The sequence below is a fragment of the Burkholderia sp. A2 genome (assembly GCF_001729305.1).
GTDB lineage: Bacteria > Pseudomonadota > Gammaproteobacteria > Burkholderiales > Burkholderiaceae > Burkholderia > Burkholderia sola.
In genome coordinates this window covers 2210-2990 of the sequence record NZ_LZXX01000156.1, presented here as the reverse complement: position 1 = coordinate 2990, position 781 = coordinate 2210, and the positions used below count along the sequence as shown (strand labels likewise).

Genomic DNA, 781 nt, shown 5'->3' with positions numbered 1-781 from the left:
GCGCCCGCGCGCGCGGCCTCGATCACGCCGCGCTGCACCGCCGCGATCGCCGATTCGCTCGTCAGCGACGAGCCCATCACGTGAAAGTAGCGGCAGCCGTCGAACATCGCGGTGTCGACGTCGGACGCATCGACGCATGCGGCCGCACTCGTGGAAAGCGTGAAGACGAAGCTGCGCGAACCGTCGTCGCGATACGCGACGAACGCGGCGCCGGTCGGGCGTGCGACACGGCGGATGCGCGCGACGTCGACGCCGTCGCGTGCGAGCCGCGCGGCCTGATCGGCGAAGATCGCCGGCGCGCCGCTCGGGAACGGCCCTTCGAACAGGCCGGGCGTATCGAAACCCTGGCCGCGCTCGACGGCGACGAATTCGGCCAGCAGCTCGCCGGCGACGACGATCTCGGCCATCAGGCGAGCCCTCCTCGGTCGACGACGGCCGCGGCGTGCGGCGATGCCGCCGCGTCGCGGGCCGGCTGGCGACTGGCGCGTGCGAGCGGCGCCACGTCAGCTCATCCAGTTGCCGCCGTCGACGTTCAGCGTCTGGGCGGTGATGTAGTCGGCGTCGGCCGACGCGAGGAACAGCGCAGCGCCCGTCAGGTCGCCCGGCACGCCCATGCGGCCGAGCGGCACGGCTTCGCCCACGAGCCGCTTCTTCTCGCCGAGCGGCCGGTTCTCGTAGCGCGCGAACAGCGCATCGACCTGTTCCCACATCGGTGTGTCGACCACGCCCGGCGCGATGCCGTTCACGTTGATCCGGTGCGGCGCGAGCGCGAGCGCGGCCG

1 protein-coding gene and 1 pseudogene are annotated in these 781 nt (G+C 72.9%); both read right to left on the bottom strand.

All coding sequences use genetic code 11. From position 1 onward, the window contains the following. A pseudogene (locus A9Z05_RS33315) lies at window positions 1-407 on the bottom strand (sugar kinase); the annotation flags it as partial. Between the two features lie 96 nt (window positions 408-503). Then, window positions 504-781, bottom strand: a 278-nt coding sequence (locus tag A9Z05_RS38235) for an SDR family oxidoreductase (protein WP_256122164.1), incomplete at its 5' end; no start/stop codon positions are given.